This window comes from Burkholderia sp. ABCPW 111 (assembly GCF_000773065.1).
Classification (GTDB): Bacteria; Pseudomonadota; Gammaproteobacteria; order Burkholderiales; family Burkholderiaceae; genus Burkholderia; species Burkholderia savannae.
Map to the genome: position 1 here is coordinate 1 of NZ_JPWT01000008.1, position 7,487 is coordinate 7,487.

6 protein-coding genes and 2 pseudogenes are annotated in these 7,487 nt (G+C 72.5%); all 8 read right to left on the reverse strand.

The window, feature by feature from the left end; genetic code table 11:
- Window positions 1-180, reverse strand: a pseudogene (locus X946_RS36015) (hypothetical protein); the annotation flags it as partial.
- Window positions 181-211: 31 nt separating this feature from the next.
- The gene (locus X946_RS03750) at window positions 212-1,408 is read right to left on the reverse strand and encodes a c-type cytochrome (protein ID WP_038744288.1); all 1,197 of its coding nucleotides are present in this window, start codon (window positions 1,406-1,408) and stop codon (window positions 212-214) included.
- Between the two features lie 188 nt (window positions 1,409-1,596).
- The gene (locus X946_RS03755; RefSeq protein WP_038744290.1) at window positions 1,597-2,457 is read right to left on the reverse strand and encodes an ABC transporter ATP-binding protein; all 861 of its coding nucleotides are present in this window, start codon (window positions 2,455-2,457) and stop codon (window positions 1,597-1,599) included.
- Window positions 2,451-3,665, reverse strand: coding sequence for an ABC transporter permease (locus X946_RS03760; protein ID WP_038744293.1), 1,215 nt, complete (start codon window positions 3,663-3,665; stop codon window positions 2,451-2,453). The genes X946_RS03755 and X946_RS03760 overlap by 7 nt, the downstream gene beginning before the upstream one ends.
- A gap of 4 nt (window positions 3,666-3,669) precedes the next feature.
- Window positions 3,670-4,743 (reverse strand): ABC transporter substrate-binding protein, encoded by a 1,074-nt coding sequence (locus tag X946_RS03765; protein WP_038744296.1) that lies wholly within the window; start codon window positions 4,741-4,743, stop codon window positions 3,670-3,672.
- Window positions 4,744-4,801: 58 nt separating this feature from the next.
- Entirely contained in the window at window positions 4,802-5,644 is an 843-nt protein-coding gene (locus X946_RS03770) for a class II aldolase/adducin family protein (RefSeq protein ID WP_038744298.1), read from the reverse strand.
- Between the two features lie 182 nt (window positions 5,645-5,826).
- Window positions 5,827-6,912: an LLM class flavin-dependent oxidoreductase gene (locus X946_RS03775; protein WP_038744301.1), complete on the reverse strand. Its 1,086-nt coding sequence runs from the start codon at window positions 6,910-6,912 to the stop codon at window positions 5,827-5,829.
- A 188-nt stretch (window positions 6,913-7,100) separates the two neighbouring features.
- Window positions 7,101-7,487, reverse strand: a pseudogene (locus X946_RS34930) (hypothetical protein); the annotation flags it as partial.

A 7,487-nucleotide genomic window follows, 5' to 3' on the forward strand; every position in this document is an offset into this window, starting at 1 on the left:
CCCGAAGCCCGAAGCCCGAAGCCCGAAGCCCGAAGCCCGAAGCCCGAAGCCCGAAGCCCGAAGCCCGAAGCCCGAAGCCCGAAGCCCGAAGCCCGCGATTCGAATCGCGCGCGTCGAGCCGAAAAGTTCAATCGACGTCGCTTTCCGTTGCCGCATCGCCGGCGCGGTCGTCGCCGGCATCGGCCGTCGTCCATCGTGCATGGCCCGCGCCTCAATGAACGAAGCCGCCCTGCACGTCGCGCACCGGCTCCGCATCGATGCGCAACAGCAGCGCGGTCAGCGCGTCGCCGCCGCGCGCCGGTGTCGGCGGAGGCTGCGGGCGGCGCGACGGACGAGGCGACGCGCACAGCAGATCGGCGTCCCGCCAGCCGGGCGCGCCGGGCTTGGCCGCCGCGCGAAGCCAGCCGTCGCGGTCGGCGAGCAACTGCGCGCCGGCGAACGCTCGCGGCGCGACGCCCGTGAGCGCGGCGAACGTATCCCATGCGCCGGGCGTCGCCGCGACGCAGGCCGCGCGACCGGCCGCGCCCGGCGCCGCGGGCGAACCGCCGTCGCGCGTGACGAGCAGCGTCTGCCAGCGCGCGTCTTCGACAGGCGGCGTGTCCCGCTCGCCGAGCACGACGACGCGCACGCGCTGTCCGCCGCGCCAGTGCGCGAGCGGTTGCGGCGGGCCGCCGGCGCAGCGCACGTCGAGCGCGGGCAGTCGCACCGGCAGTGGCCAGCCGTCGCCGCCATGCGCGCCGCCGCGCGCGGCGAGCACGCGCAGGTAGTCGAGCGCGGCCCAGACGTCGTCGTCCGACAGGCGGCCCGCGAAGCCCGGCATCGTCCGCGCGCCGTGCGCGTCGCGCATGCCGGCGAGCACGCGCCAGAACAGTTCACCGTCGAGGCGGCGGCCGAGCAGCGGTCCGACGACGGTCGGCGGCCAGCGCTCGAGCGTGTGCGCGAGCGGGCCGTCGCCGCGGCCGTCGCCGCCGTGGCAGCTCGCGCAGTGCGCGGCGTAGACGCGCGCGCCGCGCACGGCCGATGCGACGGAGAACGGCTCGGGGCTCGCGTGGAAGCTGGTCGGCACGGCGTCGGCGAGCCATAGCGACGGCGCGGGCCACGGCGCGCACGCGGCGAGTAGCGCGGCGATCGCCAACAGTGCGATGCGCCGTCGGCGCCGCATGAGCGCGGCGGCCGCGATCGGCAACGCGATCGCGGTCATCGCGAGCGCCGCGGCAAGCGCGCGGGCGGCGCCGAGATCGAGCCGCAGCGTCTCGGCGGCGATCCGCCGCGCCCACGGCCATGCGGGCTGGCCGTGACTGTCGCCCGCGAGCCCGAGCGCATGCGCCGCATGCAGCAGCGCGAGCTGGGCCGCGTGCAGCGCGCTCAGCAGCGCGTTCAGCCAGAGCTCGGCGGGCGGCGGGCTCATCGCTTCGCCGACGAGCGCGGTGCGCCGCGCCGCGTGCGAATCACATCACACGCGACATCCCACCCGACATCCCACCGCGCATCGCCTGCAAGCCGCATGCGCGCGACGTCGGGCGCGCGTTCCGCGCAAACGGATCGCGCGCCGTCAACGCCGCGCCTTCCGGCCGTCATTCGCCGCGCCGCCACCGCTCACCAGCTCGCGTCGAGCCCGAGATGCGACAGCGCGTCGCGCCGCAGCTCGGCGAGATGCGGATCGCCGCGATGGCGCGGGTAGGGCAGATCGACGCGCAGCTCCGCGACGATGCGCGCGGGTCGCGGCCCGAACACGATCACGCGCTGCGCGAGAAAGAGCGCCTCCTCGACATCGTGCGTGACGAGCAGCGCGGAGAAGCGCGTGCGCCGCCACAGCGCGGCGAGCTCGGCCTGCATCGCGAGCCGCGTCAGCGAATCGAGCTTGCCGAGCGGCTCGTCGAGCACGAGCAACTGCGGATCGTTGACGAGCGCCCGCGCGAGCGCGACGCGCTGCGCCATCCCGCCCGAGAGCTGATGCGGGAACGCATCGGCGAACTCGGTCAGGCCGACGCGCGCGAGCGCTTCGTCGACGCGGCCGCGCTCGCGCTTCAGCACGCCGCGCGCCTGCAGCCCGAGCGCGACGTTCGCGCGCACGCGCCGCCACGGATACAGCGTCGGGTCCTGGAACACGACGATGCGCGACGGGTCGGGCCGCCTGATCGGCGCGCCGTTCTGCAACAGCGCGCCGTGCGTCGCCGCATCGAGCCCCGCCACGAGCCGCAGCAGCGTCGATTTCCCGCAGCCGCTCGGCCCGAGCAGCGCGACGAACTCGCCGGGCGCGACCGACAGCGTCACGTCGTCGAGCACCTGGAGCGGCCCGCCCACCGTGTCGAACCAGTGGCTGACGCTTCGCACGTCGATGCGCGCGCCGGCCGGCGCGGCGCTCGGCCCGGCGGACGTCGCGGCCGCGTTCGACTGGGCCGCGCGTGCGCCGGCGCGGGCATCGGCCGCCCGCGTCGCCATCGTTTCGCTCACCATTTGACGGTTCCTTTCTGCCACGCGAGCGCCCGGTCGCGCACCGCGAACAGCAGCGTGATGAGTCCGGAGAACAGCAGCGCCATCACGATGAGCGCCGCGTACATGTTGACGTACGACGCCCAGCCCTGCGCCCAGCTCAGATACCAGCCGAGACCCGATTTGACGCCCATCATCTCGGCCGTGACGAGCACCGTGAACGACGCGCTCAAACCCATGAACAGGCCGACGAACACCTGCGGCAGCGCGGCCGGAATCGCGACGCGCAGCACGAGGAAGCGCGCGTTCGCGCCGAGCGTGCGCGCGACGTCGTAATACGCGTTGTTCACGCCCGCGACGCCGGACCACGTGAGCACCGCGACCGGAAAGCCCGTCGCGAGCGCGATCAGGAACGCGGCCGCCGAATAGCTCGACGGGAAGAAGTAGAACGTGAGCGGCAGCAGCGCGGTGGCGGGCACGGGGCCGAGCACGCGCAGCACCGGATGCACCCAGTAGCCGATGCGCCGCGACCAGCCGATCGACACGCCGACGAGAAAGCCGACGATCGCGCCGTACAGGAAGCCGATGCCGAGCAGCTTCAGCGTGTTGCCGGCGCTGCCGGCGAGGCGCGGCCAGTCGTCGACGGCCACTTCGATCAGCGCCTGCGGCGGCGCGAAGAACGGCGTCGGCAGCAGCGCGGTCTTCGCGGTCAGGATCTCCCAGGCGGCGAGGCCGAGCGGCAGCGCGACGAGCCACGGGCCCGCGCGCCGCAGCGCCGCGAGGGCCTCGAGCGCCTTGACGGCTTTGACGGCCGCGCCGGCACGCCGGCCTGGCGCGACGCGCGCGAACGCGCTCAGCGCCGCGAGCGCGGCCAGCGCGGCGGCGACGGCCCAGGCGGCGGCGCCGATCTCGTCGGTGTACGCCCAGTCGGCGAAGCCGACGATCCGGTTCGGCCACAACCGCGCGATCGCGCCGAACGCGAGCCAGGCGACGGCCGCGACGAACCCGGTCAGCCACGGCGCGGCGGCGTTCGCGCGGCGTGCGGCGGCGTCGCGCGTCGCCGCGCACGCGCCGCACCCTAAGGCGGGCGTGCGTGCGGCGCGCTGCGCGGTAACGTCGGGCGACGACGTGGAGGCGGAAGCGGAGGCGGCCGCGATGCCGGCCGAGCGCGTTCGCGCGCCGTCGACGGCGGCCGACGGCGTCGCGGACGTTGCGTGAGGTAGCGTCGCCATCGGTTCACCCCAGCACGTTCGCATAGACCTGCCGCGCGAAACGCTGCGGGTCGGTCGATTTCTTGATCACGCCGATCCGGCGAAAGTCGTCCGCGTAGAACGCGATCTCGCTTTGCAGATCGACGTTGGTCGGATGGTGCGTGTAGGTGAGCGTCGCGTACAGCTTGCGCAGGTCCTCCGGATCGATCTTCGGCGAATACTTCGCGAACACCTTCGCCGATTCGCCCGGATTCTCGTGCGTGTAGTCGGTTGCCTGCACGATCGAGCGCGCGAGCGCGGCGGCGGCCGGCCGGTCGTCGCGCACGAGCGCGCCGCGCGCGCCGATCACGCAGCACACCTTGCGCGCGTATTCGCCGGACAGGTTCGTCGCGAGCTCCGCGTATTTGCCCGCGCTGCGCTTTTCGAGCAGGTAGAGATTCGGGTCCCCGTCGGCGATCGCCTGGATCTCGCCCTTGTCGGCCGCGACGCCGAGCAGATCGGCCGGATACTGCCGCCACGCGACGTCGCGCTCCGGATCGACGCCGTGCTTCGCGAGCAGGATCGAGAAGAAGTGCTTGCCGGGCGCGGCGAGATCGCTCACGCCGACCGTCTTGCCCTTGAGCGCCGCGAGCGACGTGACGCCCGCCGCCTTCGCGCCGACGAGGCGCACGCAGCCGCCGTGCGAGCTGCCGATGATCTTCACGTCGAAGCCCGCCTCGAGCGGCTTGAGCCACCGGTGGATCATGCCGACCGCGGCGTCGGCCTTGCCGGTGGCGATCGATTCGAGCAACTGGTCGGTCGAGCCGCTGTAGTTGATCAGGTCCACCGACAGGCCGTTCTTCTCGAAGAAGCCGAGCTCCTTCGCGACGACGATCGGCGTGAGGCAGAACGCGTTCTGGTTCCACGCGAACGTGAGCTTCTTGAGCGGCGGCGCGGACCAGACCTTGCGGCCGAGCGTGAGCGCCGGGGCCGCGAGCGCGGCCGCGCCCGCCGCGCGCAGCAGCTTGCGGCGGCCCGATGCGGGCGGCGTGGATGCCGGCGCGCGCGCGTCGCTGGCGGGCGCGGCGTCGGGCGAAAGGGCGTCGGGGGCACGTGTCATGACGAAGATCTCCGGGCGTGGCGAGGGTTGAAGCGGCGCGACCGCGCGTCGGTCGCGCTCAGTCGAGCAGGTCGGGCTCGGCGGCGACGAGCGCCGCGTACAGGCTTTCGAACGCGTGCAGCGCGCCGTCGGGGCCGCCGATCTGGCCGTGCGTATGGCGTGCGGTTACCGCGTCGATCGGGCGCGGCGCGCCCGCGGCCTCGGCGAGCAATTGCGTGTGCGCGGTGTCGTCGAGCGCGATGTACCACCACGCGGCCGCCTCGACGCTCGGCCCGGCGGTCAGGATTCCGTGGTTGCGCAGGATCGCGCCCTTGTGCGTGCCGCCGCCGCCGGGCTTCGCGAGCGCGCGGGCGATCCGCTCGCCTTCGCCCGTGTCGACGACCATGCCGGTGAAGTCGTCGAAGAGCGCGTGGTCCTCGAAGAACACGCACGCGTCCTGCGTCAGCGGGTCGAGCGGGCGGCCGAGCGTCGACCACGCCTTGCCGTACGTCGAATGCGTGTGCGCGGCCGCGACGACGTGCGGATGCGCGTCGTGGATCGCGGCGTGGATCGCGAACGCGGCCTTGTTGAGCGGCCGGTCGCCGATCACCGTCTCGCCTCGGCCGTTGACGAGCAGCAGATCGGATACCTTGATCCGCGAGAAATGCACGCCGAGCGGGTTGACCCAGAAGTGATCGGTCAGCTCCGGATCGCGCGCGGTGATGTGGCCGGCGAGGCCGCGATCGAAGCCGTGCCGCGCGAACAGCCGGAACGCGCCGGCGAGCCGCTCGCGCCGGTGCCGGCGCTCCGCTTCGATGCCGATGCGCGGCGCGGGCGGATCGAACCAGAATTTCTGCTGCGGCTGCGGATTGAGCGCGAGGCCGGATGCGGAGCGAGTTTCGGCGGACAGGACGGCGGACATGGCGTGGACGGTTTGATTAGCGTGAGTGGCGGTGGCTGATGGCGGCTGGCGGCGGTTTGCGATGGTCCGCAATGGCCGGCGGATCGGCTGAGCGGCGATTGATGCGAATGGGCCGAGGAGCGGGCGCGCGAATGGCCGATGCGGCCGTCGAGTCGGCGCGACGTCGATCGAGCCCGGCTCGCTCACGCGACCTTGCGGGCCGCGTCGCGCGCGGCGACGCGCTCGCGCACGCGCGGGATCAGCTCGCGGCCGTAATCGATCGCGTCGTCGAGCGGGTCGAAGCCGCGGATCAGGAACGTCGTGACGCCGAGGTCGTAGTAATCGGCGAGTGCGTCGGCGACCTGCTCGGGCGTGCCGACGAGCGCGGTCGAATTCGAGCGCGCGCCCGTGAGCCTCGCGATTTCCGTCCACAGCCGCGTGTCGACGCGCGCGCCGCGCTCGGCCGCGGCGAGCAGCCGCCGCGCGCCTTCGCTCTGCTGCGGGCTGCCCACGCCGAGCCCGGCCGCTTCGCGCAGCCGCCGTGTCTCGTCGAGGATGCGATGCGCGCGCGCCCACGCCGCGCCCTCGGTTGCGGCGAGGATCGGGCGGAACGACACCGAGAAGCGCACGTGCCGGCCGTGCGCGGCCGCCGCGGCGCGCACGCGCGCGGTCAGCTCGCGCACCTGGTCGAGCGATTCGCCCCACAGCGCATAGACGTCCGCGTGCTTGCCGGCGACCGTGAGCGCCGCATCCGACGCGCCGCCGAAATACACGGGCACGTGCGGCTTCTGCGCGGGCTTCACTTCCGAATAGCCCTGCCTGAAGCGGTAGTGGACGCCCTCGTGATCGAACGGCTCGTCCGCCGTCCAGATGCGGCGCAGGATGCCGAGATACTCGTCGGTGCGGGCGTAGCGCGCGTCGTGGCCGAGAAAGTCGCCGTCGCGCTGCTGCTCGTCGTCGGAGCCGCCCGAGATGAAGTGGACCGCGAGGCGGCCGCCGCTGAACTGGTCGAGCGTCGCGATCTGCCGCGCGGCGAGCGTCGGCGCGGTGAAGCCGGGGCGGTGCGCGAGCATGAAATGAACCCGCTCGGTGACGGCCGCCGCGTACGAGATCGTCAGCGTTGCCGACGGCCCGGTCGAATGGTGCGGCACGAGGATGCGGTCGAAGCCGGCGCGCTCGTGTGCCTGCGCGAATGCGCGGACGTAGTTGCGGTCGACCGCGTTGCCGGTCGGCGGATGGATCTCCGACTGCTTCTGGCTCTGGATCATGCCGATGATCTCGACGCTCATCTGTGTCTCCGATGCGGGGCGCCCGGGCACACGGCCGGGCGGTTCGATGCCGGCCCGGCGCGCGGCGTGAAAGCGCACGCGGGCCGGGAATCCGGAGCGCAGATTACCGCCAGGATCATGCAACAGATAAATAATAAATATCGGAATCCATATCGCATTTGCATGGTTTGCCGGGCCGGGCGGCGCGCTTACGCTGTGGGCGATCCGTTTCGTTCGCGTGCGCTCGCGCGCCGGGCGGACGGTTTTTTTGACGATCGATCGGCATCGCGATCGACTACGACGATGGAACGTTCGCAGATGGCTTCTCTCTTTGCCGAATCGCCTTTCGCGCCCGCACGCGGCGACGCGCGCGAAGCGGGCTCGCACGACGACGGCGCGGCGGCCGGCGGCGCATGCGCATTGGCCGATCGCGCGCCGGTTGAGCGTGCAGCCGCGGCGGCTGCGCAGGGCGCATCAGCGGCGCCGATCGCATCGACGGCATCAACAGCATCAACAGCATCAACAGCATCAACAGCATCAACAGCATCAACAGCATCAACAGCATCAACAGCATCAACAGCATCAACAGCATCAAC